The organism is Pseudorhizobium banfieldiae, from assembly GCF_000967425.1.
GTDB classification, from domain to species: Bacteria; Pseudomonadota; Alphaproteobacteria; order Rhizobiales; family Rhizobiaceae; genus Neorhizobium; species Neorhizobium banfieldiae.
Map to the genome: position 1 here is coordinate 1,987,438 of NZ_FO082820.1, position 18,990 is coordinate 2,006,427.

Annotated in this window: 17 protein-coding genes; 8 read left to right on the forward strand and 9 right to left on the reverse strand. The window is 63.0% G+C overall.

Annotated features, from left to right (window positions below; translation table 11 throughout):
• Positions 1 to 22: 22 nt before the first annotated feature.
• The 4 genes from NT26_RS09835 (at position 23) to NT26_RS09850 (ending at position 4,284) form a co-directional block, all read left to right on the forward strand.
• Positions 23 to 1,045 carry an amino acid ABC transporter substrate-binding protein gene (locus NT26_RS09835; RefSeq protein WP_052638630.1) on the forward strand — a complete coding sequence of 341 codons (1,023 nt, stop codon included), beginning with the start codon at positions 23 to 25 and terminating at the stop codon, positions 1,043 to 1,045.
• 95 nt (positions 1,046 to 1,140) lie between these two features.
• Positions 1,141 to 2,334: an amino acid ABC transporter permease gene (locus NT26_RS09840; protein ID WP_052638631.1), complete on the forward strand. Its 1,194-nt coding sequence runs from the start codon at positions 1,141 to 1,143 to the stop codon at positions 2,332 to 2,334.
• Positions 2,335 to 2,337: 3 nt separating this feature from the next.
• A complete protein-coding gene (locus NT26_RS09845; protein WP_052638632.1) occupies positions 2,338 to 3,495 on the forward strand; it encodes an amino acid ABC transporter permease in 1,158 nt (385 codons plus the stop codon).
• A gap of 15 nt (positions 3,496 to 3,510) precedes the next feature.
• Positions 3,511 to 4,284, forward strand: coding sequence for an amino acid ABC transporter ATP-binding protein (locus tag NT26_RS09850; protein WP_052638633.1), 774 nt, complete (start codon positions 3,511 to 3,513; stop codon positions 4,282 to 4,284).
• 92 nt (positions 4,285 to 4,376) lie between these two features.
• On the opposite strand, the gene NT26_RS09855 is transcribed toward NT26_RS09850, so the two are convergent.
• From NT26_RS09855 to paaN, 7 genes are all read right to left on the reverse strand, one after another.
• A complete protein-coding gene (locus NT26_RS09855; RefSeq protein WP_052638634.1) occupies positions 4,377 to 6,317 on the reverse strand; it encodes a 3-hydroxyacyl-CoA dehydrogenase NAD-binding domain-containing protein in 1,941 nt (646 codons plus the stop codon).
• A 1-nt stretch (position 6,318) separates the two neighbouring features.
• The gene (locus NT26_RS09860; protein WP_052638635.1) at positions 6,319 to 7,020 is read right to left on the reverse strand and encodes an ABC transporter ATP-binding protein; all 702 of its coding nucleotides are present in this window, start codon (positions 7,018 to 7,020) and stop codon (positions 6,319 to 6,321) included.
• Positions 7,007 to 7,777, reverse strand: a complete 771-nt coding sequence (locus tag NT26_RS09865) for an ABC transporter ATP-binding protein (protein WP_052642022.1) — start codon at positions 7,775 to 7,777, stop codon at positions 7,007 to 7,009. The genes NT26_RS09860 and NT26_RS09865 overlap by 14 nt, the downstream gene beginning before the upstream one ends.
• Before the next feature lie 17 nt (positions 7,778 to 7,794).
• On the reverse strand, positions 7,795 to 8,751 hold the full coding sequence (locus tag NT26_RS09870) for a branched-chain amino acid ABC transporter permease (RefSeq protein ID WP_052638636.1): 957 nt from the start codon (positions 8,749 to 8,751) through the stop codon (positions 7,795 to 7,797).
• Between the two features lie 2 nt (positions 8,752 to 8,753).
• On the reverse strand, positions 8,754 to 9,626 hold the full coding sequence (locus tag NT26_RS09875) for a branched-chain amino acid ABC transporter permease (protein WP_052638637.1): 873 nt from the start codon (positions 9,624 to 9,626) through the stop codon (positions 8,754 to 8,756).
• A gap of 120 nt (positions 9,627 to 9,746) precedes the next feature.
• Entirely contained in the window at positions 9,747 to 10,892 is a 1,146-nt protein-coding gene (locus NT26_RS09880; RefSeq protein WP_052638638.1) for an ABC transporter substrate-binding protein, read from the reverse strand.
• A gap of 36 nt (positions 10,893 to 10,928) precedes the next feature.
• On the reverse strand, positions 10,929 to 12,578 hold the full coding sequence (gene paaN / locus NT26_RS09885; protein ID WP_052638639.1) for a phenylacetic acid degradation protein PaaN: 1,650 nt from the start codon (positions 12,576 to 12,578) through the stop codon (positions 10,929 to 10,931).
• Positions 12,579 to 12,690: 112 nt separating this feature from the next.
• On the opposite strand from paaN, the gene paaG reads away from it, so the two are divergent.
• The 4 genes from paaG (at position 12,691) to NT26_RS09905 (ending at position 15,977) form a co-directional block, all read left to right on the forward strand.
• Positions 12,691 to 13,485 (forward strand): 2-(1,2-epoxy-1,2-dihydrophenyl)acetyl-CoA isomerase PaaG, encoded by a 795-nt coding sequence (gene paaG / locus NT26_RS09890; RefSeq protein WP_052638640.1) that lies wholly within the window; start codon positions 12,691 to 12,693, stop codon positions 13,483 to 13,485.
• Positions 13,482 to 13,931, forward strand: a complete 450-nt coding sequence (gene paaI / locus NT26_RS09895) for a hydroxyphenylacetyl-CoA thioesterase PaaI (RefSeq protein WP_052638641.1) — start codon at positions 13,482 to 13,484, stop codon at positions 13,929 to 13,931. The genes paaG and paaI overlap by 4 nt, the downstream gene beginning before the upstream one ends.
• Positions 13,932 to 13,959: 28 nt before the next feature.
• The gene (paaK, locus tag NT26_RS09900) at positions 13,960 to 15,270 is read left to right on the forward strand and encodes a phenylacetate--CoA ligase PaaK (protein WP_052638642.1); all 1,311 of its coding nucleotides are present in this window, start codon (positions 13,960 to 13,962) and stop codon (positions 15,268 to 15,270) included.
• 107 nt (positions 15,271 to 15,377) lie between these two features.
• Positions 15,378 to 15,977 (forward strand): TetR/AcrR family transcriptional regulator, encoded by a 600-nt coding sequence (locus NT26_RS09905; protein ID WP_052638643.1) that lies wholly within the window; start codon positions 15,378 to 15,380, stop codon positions 15,975 to 15,977.
• A gap of 135 nt (positions 15,978 to 16,112) precedes the next feature.
• Here NT26_RS09905 and paaZ read toward each other — a convergent pair whose 3' ends face one another.
• Together paaZ and NT26_RS09915 are read right to left on the reverse strand one after the other, a co-directional pair.
• On the reverse strand, positions 16,113 to 18,182 hold the full coding sequence (gene paaZ / locus NT26_RS09910) for a phenylacetic acid degradation bifunctional protein PaaZ (protein ID WP_052638644.1): 2,070 nt from the start codon (positions 18,180 to 18,182) through the stop codon (positions 16,113 to 16,115).
• A gap of 53 nt (positions 18,183 to 18,235) precedes the next feature.
• Positions 18,236 to 18,988 carry a Phenylacetic acid catabolic protein gene (locus NT26_RS09915; protein WP_244467689.1) on the reverse strand — a complete coding sequence of 251 codons (753 nt, stop codon included), beginning with the start codon at positions 18,986 to 18,988 and terminating at the stop codon, positions 18,236 to 18,238.
• Positions 18,989 to 18,990: the final 2 nt, after the last annotated feature.

Genomic DNA, 18,990 nt, shown 5'->3' on the forward strand with positions numbered 1-18,990 from the left:
CCAAAAGATAAAGGTTGGGAAAATGAAAAAGACGCTTCTGTCTGCCACGATTGGCGCAGCAGTCCTGGGCGCCGCCTCGGCTGCATCCGCTGCCACCCTTGACGACGTCAAGGCGAAAGGTTTCGTACAATGCGTGGTCAACACCGGGCTTGCAGGCTTCTCTGCGCCGGATGCGTCGGGGAACTGGACCGGTTTCGACGTCGACTACTGCCGCGCAATTGCTGCTGCCATCTTCAATGATCCGTCCAAGGTGAAGTTCACCCCGACCACCGCACAGACCCGCTTCACGGCACTGCAGTCGGGTGAAGGCGACGTGATGTTCCGCAACACGACGTGGACGATCAACCGCGACACGGCTCTCGGCCTCAACTTCCGTACCGTCAACTACTACGACGGCCAGGGCTTCATGGTCCCGAAGTCGCTCAACGTGAAGTCGGCGCTTGAACTCTCCGGCGCCGCGGTCTGCGTCCAGTCCGGAACCACGACCGAACTGAACCTGGCGGACTACTTCAAGGCCAACAACCTCCAGTACAACCCGGTTGTTTTCGAAAAGCTGCCGGAAGTGAACGCCGCTTACCAGGAAGGTCGTTGCGACGTCTATACGACCGACCAGTCGGGCCTCTACTCGATCCGCCTGTCGCTCTCCAATCCTGACGAGCACATGGTCCTGCCGGAGATCATCTCCAAGGAGCCGCTCGGCCCGGCAGTCCGCCAGGGTGACGACCAGTGGTTCGACATCGTCTCCTGGAGCCATTACGCCATGGTTCAGGCTGAAGAATTCGGCATCACCCAGGCAAACGTCGACGAGATGAAGAACTCCGAAAACCCGGAAATCCGTCGTCTTCTCGGTGTTGAAGCCGATTCCAAGATCGGAACCGACCTCGGCCTCGGCAATGACTGGGCATACAACATCATCAAGCACGTCGGTAACTACGGCGAGGTGTTCGAGCGCAACATCGGCATGAGCACGCCGCTGAAGATCGAGCGTGGCCTCAATGCACTGTGGACCGACGGCGGCCTTCAGTACGCAATGCCGATCCGCTGATCGGCAATCGATCCGGGATGAGGCGGCTTAGCCTCATCCCTTCTGAATCATAAGAAAAGAAGACCCGAAAAGGGTCGAAGGGGAAATAGGCCGGCATGACCGATCACGCTGTAGCTGCGCCGCCCGCTGGACGATCGTTGACTTCATACATCTACGATCCGAAGTTTCGCGGGCTGTTCTTCCAGGCGCTCACTCTCGTCATCACCATCTTCGTGGGTTGGTGGATATTCGACAACACGACCGAGAACCTGGCGCGTTCCAACACCGCTTCCGGTTACCAGTTCCTGAACGGCCGTGCCGGATTTGATATCGGCCAGTCGCTTATTCCCTATACGAGCGACTCCACCTATGGCAGGGCCATTTTCGTCGGTTTCCTGAACACGCTGCTCGTTGCGGCGGTCGGGATCGTCACCGCAACGATCATCGGCTTTCTGATCGGCATCGGGCGCCTCTCCCGGAACTGGCTGATCGCCAAGCTTTGCACGATCTATGTCGAGGTGTTCCGCAACATCCCCGTCCTGCTCGTCATCTTCTTCTTCTACAAGGGGGTCCTTGGCGCACTACCGCAGGTGCGCGATTCCCTCGAACTGCCATTCAGCATGTTCCTCAACAATCGAGGTCTGGCTTTCCCCCGACCGATATGGGGAGATGGCGCCATCCTCATCCCGATTGCCTTTGTCGTCGCTATCATTGCCGCTCTTGTCATCGCGCGGTGGGCGAAGGCTCGCCAGGCAGCGACGGGACAGCCATTCCACACCGGCTGGACCGCCATGGCGCTGATCATCGGGCTGCCATTGCTCGCATTCATCCTCGGCGGGATGCCACTGACGTTCGACTACCCGGTAGCAGGACGCTTCAACCTCACCGGCGGCAGCGTGATCGCCCCGGAATTCGTGGCGCTTTACCTCGCACTCGCATTCTATACCGCGTCGTTCATCGCTGAGATTTTCCGCGCCGGCATCAAGGGCGTGCCTAAAGGGCAGACCGAAGCCGCGTCTGCGCTCGGGCTGCAGCCATCGACGACGACAAGGCTGGTCGTCATGCCGCAGGCAATGCGGATCATCATCCCGCCGCTTACGAGCCAGTATCTCAACCTGACCAAGAACTCCTCGCTCGGCATCGCCATCGGCTTTCCCGAACTCGTGGCGACGGGCGGCACGACCATGAATCAGACCGGTCAGGCGATCGAGGTCGTGTCGATCTGGTTGGCTGTGTATCTCAGCATCAGCATCGTGACGTCGATCTTCATGAACTGGTTCAACGCCAAGATGGCGCTGGTGGAAAGGTAAGTGATGAGCACGAACTCTCTCGGCTTTGTCCGCACCGAACTCCTCGCTCCCCGCCCTGCCCCCGCCAGCGAAAGAAGCGCCTTCGGCTGGATCCGCGGCAATCTCTTTGCGACCCCCAAGGACACCGCTCTGACGATCCTAGCGATCGCCCTGCTTGTCTGGACTGTCCCGGACATGCTGAACTGGCTTTTCTTCGATGCCGTCTGGAGCGGATCTGACCGAACCGCCTGCCTCACCCGTGCCCAGGGAGGCGTCCAGCCCGATGGCTGGAGTGGCGCATGCTGGGCTTTCGTCAGCGAGCGTTTCGAACAGTTCATGTTTGGCCGCTACCCGATTGACGAGCGCTGGCGCCCCACTCTCGTCGCAGTCCTCTTCGCCGCCGTTCTGGCCCCTATGCTGATGCCGCGACTGCCCTACAAGGGATGGAACGCGCTCGTTCTCTTTGTCATCTTCCCGATTGTCGCTTTCTTCCTGTTGCATGGCGGTGTCTTCGGCCTGCAACGGGTTGAAACGCCGCTCTGGGGCGGCCTGATGGTCACACTCATCCTGTCGTTCGTCGGCATCGCTGTGTCCCTGCCGATTGGCATCCTGCTCGCCCTCGGCCGACGATCGCATCTACCGGTCATCAGGGTGATCTGCGTCACCTTCATCGAGGTGATCCGCGGCGTGCCGCTGATTACCGTCCTCTTCATGGCCAACGTCATGCTGCCGCTCTTCCTGCCGACGGGCTGGACGATCGACAACTTCCTCCGCGCCCTCGTTGGCGTGGCGCTATTCGCGTCGGCCTATATGGCCGAGGTGGTTCGCGGCGGCCTGCAGGCGATCCCGAAGGGCCAGTACGAAGGCGCCGATTCCCTCGGCCTGACCTATTGGCAGAAGACACGGCTGATCATCATGCCGCAGGCGCTCAAGCTCGTGATCCCCGGCATCGTCAACACCTTCATCGGCCTCTTCAAGGATACGTCACTGGTGTCCATCATCGGGATGTTCGACTTGCTCGGGATCGTGCAGTTGAACTTCACCGACACGCGATGGATCACGCCGATCACGCCAAGCACCGGCCTGATCTTCGCCGGGTTCATATTCTGGTTGTTCTGCTTCGGGATGTCGCGCTACTCCGCCTTCATGGAGCGCCATCTCGACACCGGCCACAAACGATAAGACAAGGGGAAAACAATGGCTGACGCCCAACCCACCACGCCTTCCGTCTCCGCCACCGATATCGCAATCGATATCATCGGCATGAACAAGTGGTACGGAGACTTCCACGTGCTGCGCGACATCAACCTGCGCGTCATGACGGGCGAGCGCATCGTCGTCGCCGGTCCTTCCGGATCCGGCAAGTCGACGATGATCCGCTGCATCAACCGCCTTGAAGAGCACCAGTCGGGCCGTATCGTAGTCGACGGCATCGAACTGACCAACGACCTGAAGAAGATCGACGAAGTGCGCCGCGAAGTCGGTATGGTGTTCCAGCACTTCAATCTCTTCCCGCACCTGACGATCCTGGAAAACTGCACGCTCGCACCGATCTGGGTACGCAAGATGCCGAAGAGGAAGGCCGAAGAGATCGCCATGCACTACCTGGAGCGGGTGAAGATCCCCGAGCAGGCAAACAAGTACCCCGGCCAGCTTTCCGGCGGACAGCAGCAGCGCGTGGCAATCGCCCGTTCGCTGTGCATGAGCCCGAAGATCATGCTCTTCGACGAGCCGACTTCGGCGCTCGACCCGGAGATGATCAAGGAAGTCCTCGACACGATGGTGAGCCTCGCAGAAGAAGGCATGACGATGATCTGCGTGACCCACGAAATGGGTTTTGCACGGCAGGTCGCCAATCGCGTCATCTTCATGGACCAGGGGCAGATCGTCGAGCAGAACGAGCCGGCAGAATTCTTCGACAACCCGCAGCACGAGCGCACCAAGCTCTTCCTGAGCCAGATCCTGCACTAGGCAAACGGATCTACGGGACGATTCAAAGGGTCGCGCTGGTTATGCAGCGCGGCCTTTTTCGGTTGTCTATCTCAGCAGCTATCGATGACGGACTATTTCGAGCGGGTCGCGAACATCGGCCCACCGCGCCAGCGCGGGAAGCCGTAGCCATGGATCTCGACGACGTCGATGTCGGAAGCCTGTCGGGCCACTCCTTCCGAGAGGATTGCGGCACCCTCCTCCGCCATCTCCCCTACCAGGCTTTCTGCGATTTCCACGACCGACATGTCCGCTTCGCCGCTGATCTGCGAAGACAGGAGCTCGGCCACCGCCGTTGACGGCTGTGGCGTCCGATCGCCTAGGGCATAGTCATACCAGCCGCCCCCGGTCTTCTGCCCCTTTCGTCCGGCGCGAACGAGGATATCGCCCAAGGTTTCTGGGACATCCTGCCCCGCTGCCCGTGCTCCTTCGCGCTGCAGGAATGCGATGTCCAGCCCGCCGAGGTCCTGGGCTTCGAACGGTCCCATTGCGAACCCGTAGGCGCGCATGGCGCCATCGATTGCGTCGATCGCCACACCCTGCCGCACCAGCGCCTCGGCGGAGGCGCGATATCGCTTCAGGATGCGGTTGCCGATGAAGCCTTCGCAGATGCCGGCCTGAACCGGGATCTTGCCGAGCATCCTTCCGAGCGCAAAGCCCGTGGCGACCACAGCAGGTGCCGTTTCCGGAACGGGCACGATCTCGAGCAGCTTCATCACATTGGCGGGGCTGAAGAAATGCAGGCCGATGAAACGTTCCGGATTCGGCAGGCCTTCGGCGATCAGTCGGGGATCGAGATAAGATGTATTGGTCGCCAGGACCGCCTCCGGCCGGCAGATCCGCCCCAATTCAGCGAAAACCGCTCTTTTCACGCCGATCTCCTCGAACACCGCCTCGATGACGAGATCGGCATCGGCGAGAGCCGCATAATCCGTTTTGCCGGTAACCACCGACAGCCTCTCGGCGGCGGTGTCCGGCGTCATGCGTCCCCGCTTGACCGCCCCGTCATAGACGTTGCGGATGTTGGCGAGACCTCTCTCTACCGCTTCGCCATCCCGCTCGACCAACACGACCGGAAGCCCCGCATCAAGCAGGGCGACGGCAATGCCCGCACCCATTGTGCCTCCCCCCACGACGCCAGCCAGCCGGATCGGCAAAGGCTCTGCTGCAGCCAGATGAGAGGGGCGCCCGGCAGCGCGCTCCGCGAAGAACACATGACGCAAGGCCGCCGCCTGCTCCGAACTCCGAAGTTCCAGAAATGTCGCCCGCTCAAATGCCATGGCATCGGAAAAGTCAGCCTCTACGGCCTTCCGAAGACATGCGAGCGCTCGAAGCGGCGCAGCCTCGCCGCGCGCGCGCTTCGAGATCGCCTTCTCCTGCCTCTCCCAGAAACCTGGTCCGGGCGTCTCGACAGGCCGTCGCGAGAGAGGCAGTGGCAGTGGACGTCCGAGCGCCGCACGGGCGAAGGCGACGGCTTCGCTGCGCAGATCACCCATGACGACGGCATCCACGAGCCCGAGGGCGGCAGCCTTCGCCGCCTTCACCGGCTTGCCGCTGGTGACCAGGTCAACCGCAGCCTCGACGCCGGCAAGACGCGGTGTTCGGACCGTTCCGGATGCACCGGGAACAATGCCAAGGCCAACCTCGGGAAGCCCGACCGAGGCGCTGTCCAGTGCGATCCGGAACCGGCATCCCATGGCGATCTCGAACCCGCCGCCGAGCGCCGAGCCGTGAATTGCGGCAAACCAGGGCTTTGCGGCACCTTCGATATGGTCGACCAAATCAGGAAGGTGCGGCGGCACCGGCGGCTTGCCGAACTCGGTCACGTCAGCACCGGCGATGAAGGTCCGTCCTTCGCAGATCAGCACCACAGCCCGCACGGACGGATCGGCATCCAGCGCACCGACCGTGTCCCAAAGCCCCTGGCGGAGCATCTGACCCAGCGCATTGACGGGCGGATTGTTAACGGCGACGACAGCGATCTCGCCTTCGCGAGCGATGGTGACGACAGACATTTCATATTCCCAAATAGGCTTCGCGGATGCGCGGATCGGCGATCAGTTCTTCCGCCGCGCCCGACATGGTTATGCGGCCCGTTTCCATGACATAGCCACGATCAGCGATCTTGAGAGCCCCGAAGGCGTTCTGCTCGACCAGAAGCACGGTCACGTCGAGAGCCTTCAATCCCCGGACCACATCGAAGATCTGGCTGACGATGATCGGCGCCAGCCCCATCGACGGTTCGTCGAGCAGAAGGCATGAGGGCCGACCCATCAGCGCCCGCGCCATGGCGAGCATCTGCTGCTGGCCCCCCGAAAGCCCGCCTGCCGCCAGATTGCGCTTCTCCCGCAGGATCGGGAACATCTGGAAGGCGTCCTCCATGTCCTTCTCGACCCGGTCGTCGTTGAACAGGAAGGCTCCGAGCCTCAGGTTCTCCTCGACGGTGAGATTGGTGAAGATCTGCCGCCCTTCGGGCGACTGAGCGAGACCACGGCGCAGCCGTTTGTAGGCCGGCACCGGCGTCAACGCCTCGCCACGGAACGTGATCTGCCCCGCCGTCACCGGCTGGACACCGGAAAGGCAACGGAGGAGCGTCGTCTTCCCTGCCCCGTTGGCTCCCACCACCGTAACGATCTCGCCGCTGTCGACACTGAGGTCGATCCCGTGCAGCACCTCGATGCGCCCATAGCGCGAACGCAAGCCCTCAACGGTCAGCATGTTCAGCTCCCAGATAAGCGGCGATCACAGCCGGATCCTTGCTGACCGTGGCCGGGTCACCCTCGGCAATCTTCTCGCCATGGTCCAGAACAACGATGTGATTGGAAATCCGCATGACCATCTTCATGTCGTGCTCGACCAGCAGGATGGCGACGCCCGAGGCCGCCACCTCGGCAATCAGATGGTCGATCTCCGCGGTTTCCACGGCGTTGCAGCCAGCCGCAGGCTCGTCTAGCAGAAGTATCTTCGGGTTCAACGCCAGGGCGCGGGCAATCTCCAGTCGCTTCAGCGAGCCATAGGAGAGGTTTCCCGCCTCGCGTTCCGCGGCCCGCTCCAGCCCGACCCGGCCAAGCAGCGCCATCGCACCATCCCGAGCGGCTTCCGCCCGGCGGCGGGAACCCGGTAGGCCCAGCAGGTCGGCCAGGATCGACCCTTGCTCCTGCAGGTGGTAGCCGGTCACGGCATTGTCCAGCACGGACATAGACTGGAAGATTTGCAGGTTCTGGAAGGTTCTACTCATGCCGCGGCGGGCAAGCAGATGCGGCTCCATTCCCGTGACATCCTCGCCGTTGAGCACCACGCGACCACTGCCGGCCTGATAGATGCCCGAGATCATGTTGAAGAGCGTCGTCTTGCCGGCACCGTTCGGCCCGATCACCGAAACGATCTCTCCGGGCTTCACCTGGAAGCTGACGTCGTTGACGGCCTTCAAGCCACCGAAGGTGATCCCGAGACCCTCGACGGACAGAAGCGTCATCTGGCTATCGCGGTCGCTCATTCACCCGTCCCCCTCAGCTTGCGCAGGATCGAGGGCAGAAGCCCCTCGCGCAGGAAGATCATTACCAGCATCATCACCAGACCCAGGACCAGTTGCTCGTATTCGGCAAAGACTGTCAGGACCTGCGGAAGCAACGTCAGTATGCCGGCGCCGAAAATGGCGCCAAGGACCGAGCCGACACCACCCAGAACTGCCATCGTGACCATCTCGATCGAATGCATAAAGCCTGCCACGTCGGGTGTGATGAACTTGTTCTGCAGCGCCAGGAGCGAGCCGGAAACCGAGGCATAGACGGCGGAGACAACGAAGGCGTTGAGCTTCATCCGGGCGACGTCGACACCAACCGTTCGCGCGGCGATCTCGGACCCGTGCAGCGCCCTCAGCGCGCGCCCTGTCGGGCTGTTGTAGAGGTTGAGCGCGAGCCAGGCGCCGAGGAGCAGGCAGAGACCGGAGAAGAAATACCAGAACTCGCCGTTCGTGAGGTCCATTCCGAAATCCTTCAGCAGTCCGCGCAGACCGAGATCGGCCACGTCGATCCCGTCAGGCCCGCCCGTCAATTCCCGTTCGTTGTTGAGCACCATCGACACGAGAATGCCAAAGCCGAGCGAGGCGACCGCCAGGTAATAGCCCTTCAGCCGGAGGATCGGCCGGCCGACGAGCCACGCGAGCACCGCGGAGATGAGTGCGCCCAGCACGACCGCAAAGGCCGGGTGGATGCCGAGATGGACCGGAGCGAGCGCACAGGCATAGGCGCCGATACCCGCAAATCCGGCGTGGCCGAGGCTGATCTGCCCCGCATATCCCGTCAGGATCACGATACCGGTGACCGCAAGCCCGTTCACGAAGATCAGTGCCCCGACACGGTAGTAGTAGCCGGAGGGAAAGAAGAATGGCGTCAGCGCGATCAGCACGACAAGCGTGAGGAGGGTGGCCTGTTTGGGTGTCAGCTTCATGGTTACACCCGTTGCGTCGCCTGGCGTCCAAAGAGACCATGCGGCAGGAAGAACAGCACCAGCAGGATCACGATGAACGCAGCCGCGTCCTTGTATTGCGATGACAGGTATCCGGCCGTCAGCGCCTCGATCAGACCGATGAGGAAACCGCCGACCAGCGCACCCTTGGGATTGCCCATGCCGCCCAGCATGGCGCCGGCGAAGCCTTTGAGGGCAAAGCCGATCCCGACACTGTAGGCGGTCAGCGTAATCGGGGTCGCAAGCACGCCGGCCAGGGCACCGATCGCGGCAGACAGCGCGAAGGAAAGGGTCATAACGAAATTCGTGTTGATCCCCACCAGTTGGGCGGCCAGCCGGTTGTTGGATGTGGCCAGCACCGCGCGACCGAGGAGCGTGCGGGTAAAGAAGACCCACAAGCCTGCGAAGATCACGAGTGCACCGCCAATCACCCAGAGGCTCTGGGGTAGGATCGTCGCGCCGCCGATCCGGAGCGGTTCGTCGCCGGAGAAGGCCGGGAACGTGTGAATCTGCTTGTCGAAGATCAGCTGCGCGCCGCCCTGAATGAAGATGGAGGCGCCGATGGTGATGATGATCAGCGAGACGACAGGCGCGCCGCGCGCCGGCTCGATCGCCAGCTTGTTGATCGCAACGCCAAGCGCCGCCGTCGCCACTATGGCGATCAGCGCAGCAAGCGGCAGGGGCAGCCCCGCGGCATAGACGAACCATGTGATCATGCCGCCCAGCATGACGAACTCGCCCTGCGCGAAGTTCACCACATCGGAAGCGTTGTAGATGAGCGTGAAGCCGAGCGCGACGAGCGCGTAGACCGCGCCGACCGTCACGCCGGAGAAAAGGAATTGCAGAAGCTCCGACATGAGGCTCTCCGGCTCGGATAGGTGTCGCAGGGTTGCACTTGGCCGGTCCGGCAGAGCCGGGCGCGGCCGTTACGATGACATGAGAGCCGGGTCGCGGCGGACCCGGCTCCGGTCAGGCAATCATTCCACCAGGGCCCACTTACCGTCCTTGATTTCCAGCATGCGGAACGCCGACAGGTCGAGACCCAGGTGATCCTCGGGAGAGAAAGTGTAGCTACCGGTCGTGCCGGCGAGGCCGGAGGTCGACTCGATCGCGTCACGGATTGCGGCCGGCTCGGCCGAACCTGCACGCTTCAAGGAATCCGTGAGAATGAGGAAGGCATCGTGGGCATAGCCGCCGAACGTGCTGACCGGCGCCTTGAACTTGCCCTCGTAGGCGGTCTTGTAGGTCGTGACGACCGGCTTCTGGGCATCGTCATCCGCGAGCAGGCCGGCAACCAGAAGCGCCGTGCCGGGAAGACGCACGCCTTCTGCCGCGTCGGCACCGGCGAGCTCGATGAAGCCATCGGATGCTACGCCATGTGACTGGTAGAGCGGCAGGTCGATTGCGAGCTGCTTGTAGTTGCGGGTCACGATGGACGGGCCCTGGCCGAAACCGGGGTTGAGAACCGCCTGCACGCCTTCGGCACCCTTGATCTTGGTGAGCTGCGCCGTCATGTCGGCATCCTTGGGATCATAGGTTTCGTCGGCGACGATCTCGATGCCGTAGTCTCCGACAACCGACTTGCACTGCGCCTGCATCGAGGCACCGAAGCCGTCGGTGCCGGAAATCATGCCGACCTTGGTGTAGCCCTGCTTCTTCATGTCCTCGAAGATCTTCTGGCAGGCCATGCGGTCGGTATGGGGGGTCTTGAAGGTAAACGGCTTCACCGGGTCGATGATGTCGATCGCACCGGCCAGCGAGATGAACGGGATCTCGGCATCCTCGGTTACCGAAAGGATCGACATGGACGTGCCGGTCGTGGTGCCGCCGATGATGGCAACGACCTCGTCATCCTCGACGAGACGTGTGGCAAAGGTGCGCGCCTTGTTCGGGTCGCCACCATCGTCGTAGAGCACCAGCTTGATTTCCTCGCCATTGATGCCGCCGGCGGCATTCAGTTCCTCGACGAGCATTTCAAGCGTCTTCGCCTCCGGGTCGCCCAGGAAGGCGGCAGGTCCCGTCGCCGAAACGCTGGCACCGATGCGGACCTCGGCCTGAGCGGCCGGTGACAGGCCGAGGCCGGCCAGAAGTACGAGTGCGGTAGTGGTCAGAGCCTTTTTCATTCTACTCTCCTCCTCGAGAATGATGCGATGATGATATCAGGAAGTGACGGTCCGCCGCCACATGACGCGGCGGAACCGGGTTGCGACAAAAGCGGTGTCCGTCAGGCTCGCATTGCCAGCCGGATTGGCGCCCGTGACGTGGAAGTCGCTGAACGCAGCGGACTGGTTGACGAAGATGTTGCCGGTCAGGTTGATCGACAGATTGACGCCCGCTGCCGTGAAAGCTGCGATGGCCCGCCCAATCCGGTTCTCGTCGGTATCGTAGAGTGCAGCCGTGATGGCGCCCTTGCGTGCGGCAAGGTCAGTTGCCCGAGCGATGCCGTCATCGGCATCCTTCGTGGCGACGAGGAAGGCCACCGGTCCGAAACATTCGGATTCAGCGAGCGCGTCACCGGCGTCTACGGCCATCAGCAGCGGTGTGGCGGTGCGTCCCTCGCCCAAGGCGCCGGACTCACGGATCACCCGGCCTCTGGCACGGACGCTGTCGCGCCGGGCAAGCGTTGCCGGATTGGCAACAGCGCCGCAGACGCCCGCTGCCCGCGCCGGATCGTCCAGCAGCGCGTCGATTGCCTTGCCGATGCCATCTGCCACGCTGTCGAAGCTCAGATGCCCCTTGTCGGTGTCAATCCCGTCGACAGAAATGTAGATGTTCTGCGGCGCCGTGCACATCTGCCCGGAATAGAGCGACAGAGAGAAGGCGAGGTTCGCACACATGCCGTCAAAGTCGTCCGTCCCGGCGATGACGACGCTGTTGACACCTGCCTCTTCGGTGAAGAGCTGCGCCTGTCGCGCATTCTCCCGCAGCCAGCCGCCGAACTGGTTGGAGCCCGTATAGTCGATTAGCTTGACGGCCGGATCGGTGGCCAGTTCCGTGGTGATCTCCGCGCCCGGCGCATCCACGGCCAGCAGCACAGCGTCCATGGGCAGGCCTTCTTCGGCCAACACCTCGCGGGCAACGCGCACCGTCAGCGCCATCGGCAGGATGGCAGCCGGATGCGGCTTGACGATGACGGGATTACCTGTGGCGAGGCTCGCAAACAGGCCGGGATAACTGTTCCAGGTCGGAAAGGTGTTGCAGCCTATGGTCAGGGCGACACCGGCGGGAACCAGCGTCCAGTGCTTTTCGAGAAGGATCGGCGCGGCCTTGCCTTGCGGCTTTTCCCACCGGGCCTCTGTCGGGAAACGGGTCATCTCCTCCCAGGCCACTGCCACCGCTTCGAGACCTCGATCCTGGGCATGAGGACCGCCCGCCTGGAACGCCATCGCGAAGGCCTGTCCGGTCGTATGCTGTGTCGCATGACCAATCAGGAAGCTCATCCGGTTCAGGCGGTGGAGGATCTCCAGGCAGACGCCGACGCGCGCCTCGACCCCGGCCGCAGCCAGTGCCGGTGCTGCATTCCTCGCCGCGGCAATCAAGACGGCCGGCTCACAGGCGGGATAAGTAATGCCGAGCTCGGGGCCGAAGGGGGACACTTCCGCGCCTCGGCGAGACGATTCGGGATGGCCGGGGAGTTGGAAGGGCTTTCCCGTCAGTCCCGCATAAGCGGCTTCGCCATCCGCCTTCGCCGTCTCGCCATAGTTCTTGCTGCTGGGGGCTTCCGGATATGGTGTCCAGTAGCTGCGCTCGTGCAGTGCCGTGACGGCACGCTCCAGAAGCGCGCGATGGCGGCTGAACAGATCGGTCATGGCATTCTCCCAACCCGGGCTCCTCCCCGGTCGCCTTTATAATTGACCGACCGGTCGGACTATGCAACAAGAATCTTCAGGAGCCGCCGGGAGATGCGGCAGGGAGATAGAGATGACCGGTTCGGAAACGGTTCTGTCGACTCTTGTCGATGGCGTATTGAAGCTCACCCTCAACCGACCAGACAAGCTGAATTCCTTCAATGAGGAAATGCACCTCGCCTTCCGCGCCGGGCTCGAGCAGGCCGGCGACGACTCGGAGGTGCGTGCCGTTCTGATCACCGGGTCGGGACGCGGCTTCTGCGCGGGGCAGGATCTCGGAGACCGGGACCCGCGCAAGGGTGGCCCTGCCCCCGATCTCGGCCACACGCTCGAGACCTTTTACAATCCCAACCTGCGGCTCATCCGAGCGCTGGAAAAGCCGGTCGTCTGCGCGGTGAACGGCGTGGCTGCAGGCGCCGGCGCCAACATCGCTCTCGCTTGCGACATCGTGCTGGCGGCCCGTTCGGCCAAGTTCATCCAGGCATTCTCCAAGATCGGACTGATCCCCGACGCAGGCGGCAGCTGGAGCCTTGCCCGCATACTGGGCGAACCGCGCGCCAAGGCGCTGGCGCTCACGGCCGAACCGGTGACGGCGGAGAAGGCCGCCGAGTGGGGCATGATCTGGAAGGCCGTGGATGATGACCAATTGATCAACGAAGCCACGGCGCTCGCGGGGAGCCTTGCCGGCGGTCCGACCATCGGCCTGGGCCTCACGAAGCGACTAATCCAGGCGGCAGCGACCAACAGCCTCGACATGCACCTAGACATGGAGCGTGACTGCCAGCGGACGGCCGGTCGTACTGCAGACTATGCCGAAGGTGTCACCGCCTTCCTCGAGAAACGCAAGCCGGAGTTCAAGGGCCGATGAAAGCCGTTCCCGAAATGAGCCCACAGGAACTCGCCGAAGCCTCCGCACGGGCGATGTGGAACGATGATGCGGCCAGCCAACGGCTCGGCATGAGCCTGGACCATATTGCGCCCGGCCACGCGACGCTCTCCGTCACTGTCACGGAGGCGATGTCGAACGGCCATGGCAACTGCCATGGAGGCTACATATTCACCCTCGCCGACAGCGCCTTCGCCTTCGCCTGCAACAGCTATAATGAGATGGTCGTCGCACAGCACTGCTCGATCACCTACATCAACCCGGTCCGCATCGGCGACCGGTTGACCGCCACGGCCGCCGAGGTCTCGCGTCGCGGCCGCTCCGGCATCTACGACATCCGCATCACCAACCAGGACGGCGTCCACGTTGCCGAGTTCCGCGGCCACTCGCGCACCGTCAAGGGCACCCACGTTCCGGTCGACGCCTGACCGCGCCAGCATTCCAAGGGAGGAAGCCATGGAAGATCTGACCCCGAACCCGAAAGACCTGGACCCGATCGAGACAGCATCGCGCGATGAGATCGAAGCGCTGCAGTTCCATCGGATGAAACGGTCGCTGAAGCATGCCTATGAGAACTCGCCCTTTTACCGGAAGCGCTTCATCGAGCAGGATGTACATCCCGAGGAACTGAAGTCGCTCAAGGACATCGCCAAGTTCCCGTTCACCACCAAGCAGGACCTGCGCGACACCTATCCCTTCGGCATGTTCGCCGTGCCGCAGTCCAAGCTGGTGCGCATCCACGGCTCCTCCGGCACCACCGGCAAGCCTACGGTGGTCGGCTATACCGCGGCCGACATCGACCATTGGGCGAACCTCATCGCTCGCTCGATTCGTGCGGCAGGCGGCCGCCCCGGTGACATGCTCCACAACGCCTATGGCTATGGCCTCTTCACCGGCGGCCTTGGCGCACATTACGGCGCCGAGCGGCTGGGCTGCACCGTCATTCCGATCTCCGGTGGAATGACCGAGCGGCAGGTCACCCTGATGCACGACTTCAAGCCGCAGATCATCATGGTGACGCCGAGCTACATGCTGTCGATCCTCGACGAATTCAGGCGCCAGGGACTGGACCCGCGGGCGTCCTCCCTGAAGGTGGGGATATTCGGTGCTGAGCCATGGACCAACGCGATGCGGCAGGAGATCGAGGAAGCATTCGACATGCATGCTGTCGACATCTACGGGCTTTCCGAAGTGATGGGCCCGGGCGTTGCCCAGGAATGCGTGGAGACGAAGGACGGCCTGCACATCTGGGAGGATCACTTCTATCCGGAGATCATCGACCCGGTGACGGGTGAAGTGCTGCCGGATGGCGAACTCGGCGAACTGGTGTTCACGACGCTGACCAAGGAAGGCCTGCCGATGGTGCGCTACCGCACCCGCGACCTTACCCGCCTCTTGCCCGGTACCGCTCGCTCGATGCGGCGGATGGAGAAGATCACCGGCCGGAGCGACGATATGATCATCCTTCGCGGCGTCAATGTCTTCCCGACCCAGATCGAGGAGCAGATCCTGAAGTGCAAGGGACTGGCGCCGCATTTCCAGATCGAACTGACGCGCAGCGGCCGGATGGACAACATGACCGTCCATGTCGAATGCACGGCCGACCTGTCCGCCGAGGACGCACGCGCCTTCTCGGCCAAGGAACTTGCACATCACATCAAGTCGGTGGTGGGCGTCACCACGCGTGTTCTCGTCTGTGATCCGAGGGGCGTTCCCCGGTCGGAAGGCAAGGCGAAGCGCGTCGTCGACAACCGGCCGAAGGAGTGATCCACGCGGGGTGACAAGCACCTCCGCAGTCATTAGATGAAACAGGTCTCGCGGGGTCGCATTCAAGCAACGACCGCGAGGCCCGAGATATTTTGGAAAGAATTGCCATGGCTCGGACACGAGCTCAGGATTTTGAAGAGAAGCAGCGCAGTATTCTGGACAAGGCAGCGGAAGTCTTCGCGACGCAAGGCATGGAAAAAGCTTCCATGTCCCAGGTCGCAAGTCATGCTCAGGTGTCCAAGGCCCTGCTCTACCACTATTATCCCAGCAAGGACGCGCTGATATTCGCAATCATCATCACGCATCTTGAGACGCTGGACGCCGCCGTCGCTGATGCCGACGATCCTTCTCTCCCACCCGGCGAGCGGCTTCGCAAGCTCGTCGGCGCGGTGCTGGAGAACTATCGCGGAGCAGACAACCAGCACAAGGTGCAGTTGAACGCAACCAACACGCTGAGCGATGAGCAGAAGGCCGAGATACTTGGCGTCGAGCGTAATATCGTCCGCCGCTTCTCGGTTGTCATCGACCTCCTCAACCCGGCGCTGAACAATCGCGAGCGTCCGCTGCTCACACCCGTCACCATGTCTCTGTTCGGCATGATGAACTGGATGTACATGTGGTTCCGCGATGGCGGTCGCATCAGCCGCGAAGACTATGCGGATGTCGCGACCACGCTGATCCTCGAGGGCATCAAGGCCGTCCGCTAAATCCTGCCGCTGTGGCGAGCAGCGCATCACACACCACGGCCAGGTGATACCCATCGATGGGCACCGCCTCCCCATCAGGGAATGCGACGGGGTCGATGATTGCATCAACACCCCGCCGTAGCTACAGGCGGACGGTTACTCCGCGGCCTGGGCGGCAACGGCTGGCCAGGTCTTGGCCACCATCGTCAGCACGTCGTACTGCGCCACCACTGCGCCGTTCTGGTTGGTCACCTGGCAGTCCCAGCGCACTTCCCCATGCTCCGCACTGACGCGCGGATTGATCTCCTTGCAGGTCAGGCGCACCTGAAGCGTGTCGCCGAAGTAGACCGGGGTCAGGAAGCGCAGGTTGTCGACGCCATAATTGGCGAGGATCGGACCAGGATTGGGCTCGACAAACAGGCCTGCAGCGAAGCTCGCGATCAGGTAGCCATGCGCCACGCGGTCATCGAAGAAGGGATTGGCCCGCGCGGCCTCCGTGTCCATGTGAGCGTAGAAGGTATCACCGGTGAAGTGCGCGAAGTGTTCCACGTCCTCCTGAGTGACCTGACGGGCCGCCGTGACCAGTTGGTCCCCGATCCGCAGTTCGGCAAGCGACTTGCGGAAGGGATGAACGTCGTGCTGCACCGGCGCACCATCCACCCAGCGGCCTGTCACCGCCGAGAGGAGCCGCGGGCTGCCCTGCACCGCAGTGCGCTGCATGTAGTGCTTGACACCGCGCATGCCGCCCATCTCCTCCCCGCCACCGGCGCGGCCAGGACCACCGTGAACGAGCGGCGCGAGTGGCGAGCCGTGTCCAGTCGAGGACTTTGCGGAAGCGCGGTTGCCGATCAGCACACGCCCATGGAAAGGTGCTGCGCCCAGCACGACGTCGGCTGCAACGGCCGGATCGTCGGTGAAGATCGACGAGACCAGCGACCCCTTGCCCAGGTGCGACAGCGCGACGGCCTCTTCGAGGTCGTCGTAAGGCATGACCGTCGAGACCGGTCCGAACGCCTCCACCTCATGCACCGCGCTAGCACCGAATGGTTTCTCGCAATACATCAGCACCGGGTTGAGGAAGGCGCCCTGTGTCGCATCTCCCGAACCAGTCTTCACCTCGTCCGGATTGCCGGCAACGATCTCGGCATCGGCCTGCAGGTCGCGGATGCGGGCCCGAACCTCCTCCCGCTGATCGAGGCTGGCGAGCGGCCCCATGCGGGTCGTCTCCTCGGCCGGCAGGCCGAGTGTCGTCTTGCCCAGACGATCGCCGAGTGCAGCGACGAGCGCCTGGACATGAGCGCGCGGGGCAATGACGCGGCGGATGGCCGTGCACTTCTGTCCCGCCTTCGCGGTCATCTCGCGGGCGACTTCCTTGACGAAAAGGTCGAATTCAGGCGTGCCGGGACCGGCATCGGGCCCAAGGATGGACGCATTCAGGCTGTCGGCTTCCATGGTGAAGCGGACCGAGTTGGCGACCACCGGGGCATGCGACTTGAGCTTGCGACCGGTCCAGGCGGAGCCGGTGAAGGTGACGGCATCCTGTCCCGTCACATGGTCGAGCATATCGCCGACAGAGCCGCAAACCAGCTGCAGCGCGCCTTCAGGCAGTATCCCGGTCTCGATGATCCGACGGACGCAGAGTTCGGTGAGGTATGCTGTCTGCGATGCAGGTTTGACGACGCAAGGGACGCCGGCCAGCAGTGTCGGCGCAATCTTCTCCAGCATTCCCCAGATCGGGAAGTTGAAGGCGTTGATGTGGATCGCGACACCGCGCATCGGCGTCAGGATGTGCTGGGCAACGAAGCTGTTGTCCTTCGACAGCGGCTCCACCTCGCCATCGGTCAGGACACGAGTATTGGGTAGCTCGCGGCGCGCCTTCGAGGCGAAGGTCAGCATCGTGCCGATGCCGCCCTCGATATCGATCCAGCCATCGCTGCGCGTGGCACCGGTGTGGAGGCTTTCCGTGTAGAACTCCTCCTTCCGCTCCATGAGCGCCAGGCCGAGTGCCTTCAACATCGCCGCCCGGTCATGGAAGGACATTTCCCGCAGCTTTGGGCCAGCCACCCGCCGTCCGTGGTCGAGAACGGCGGCGAAGTCTATGCCGGAGGAATCGATGCGCGCCACCGGCGCACCGGTCGCAGCGTCGGACAGAAGCTGCCCCTCGCTCCGGCCGGGGTTCCAGCTTCCGCAGACATAGCTCTCGAGACGACGTGGGGCAGCAGTCATTGCATTTCCTTTAGTTCAGGATGGAGCGCGGGCAATTGGGCCGCGTCATTGTGTCAGAGACCGATCGTGTTCAATCGGTCGGCAAGCTCAGCCTCCCAACGGCCCAGCAGTTCTTCATTGGGGCTGTGGCGCAGCCCGAATTTCTTCAGGGTCGCGAACCGGGAGGAATTGGCGGCGCCGAAGCCAGCGGCCACGCGGGGTCGCCAGTAGGAGAGTGCGACTTCCGCTTCGGCTTTTCCTTCAGGCGTCACGACAATGCGCTCCAGCCCCTCAAACCCGAGTTCCGCATGGCGCGTCTCGCGCGGCGCGATTTCGCGGAACACATCGGCGAGCGGTCCGTAAGAGACCGCCGTGAGCTCCCTCATCTGCACGCCGGTCGCCAGGCCCTGCAAGACGTTCATCACGACCGCATCGGTCCAGCCCGCGATCGGATAGTGGAAGACCGACAGGCGCATGTCGCCCGCCTGACGCGCCGCGCCGACCTCGGCGTCGCGTGCGACGCGAGCGGCCCAGTCATGCTGGCGCTGGTAGCGCTGGATATCCGTTCCGAAGGTTTCCATCACCTTCAACACCCGCTCGGCATGATCGGCCTTCTCCAGGGTGATCCGGCTCGCAGCAATTCGTTCCTTGATGCCCGGCGCATGGTTGATCGCGTTGGCGAACCCGGCCGAGGCCGCCAGCTCGCTGTCGACAAAGGACGACATCAGCCGCATCAGCTCGCCGCGATAGCGGGCCGGGGCATTGTCCGGAGCGGACAGAACCCCGCCCTGCTCCAGGTACTCCTCGATCTGGATCATGTCCGCCACGG